The 361-nt window shown below is 53.7% G+C and carries 1 protein-coding gene; it reads right to left on the reverse strand.

Annotated features, from left to right (window positions below; genetic code table 11):
• Window positions 1-119 precede the first annotated feature (119 nt).
• Window positions 120-361: MobC domain-containing protein (locus tag GPK90_RS17980; protein ID WP_215703598.1), on the reverse strand; the 242-nt coding region annotated here is incomplete at its 5' end.

Consider the following 361-nt stretch of genomic DNA (forward strand, 5'->3'; position numbering starts at 1 on the left):
GACATAAATGTTGCGAAAGATTAGTAAATCCTGTCCCAAACTTTTGGGTCATACTGGCCCGAAGTGGTAAAAAAAGAGCAGGGCGGCAAGCCCCGCAACGGAAGCCTGCCGCCCTCGTCTTACTTTGCCACCAGCTCGGAAAGCTCCCGCAGCACCTTTGACACCTCGCCCCACAGCTTTTCATAGTCCCGCTTCAATCCGTCGATTTCCTCCGGGTACACGCCATAGGTGTGTGCGTGTACGGCGACCTGATTGAGATTGTTGGAACAGCGCCGTTGCAGAGAGATCAGCTCTTTTACGGGCGTAAGGTCGATGTGCAGGATATACCCGTTCAGAGCCATTTTCCGTACATAAGCCCCGG

The sequence above is a fragment of the Clostridium sp. MCC344 genome (assembly GCF_018785365.1).
GTDB lineage: Bacteria > Bacillota > Clostridia > Lachnospirales > Lachnospiraceae > Pilosibacter.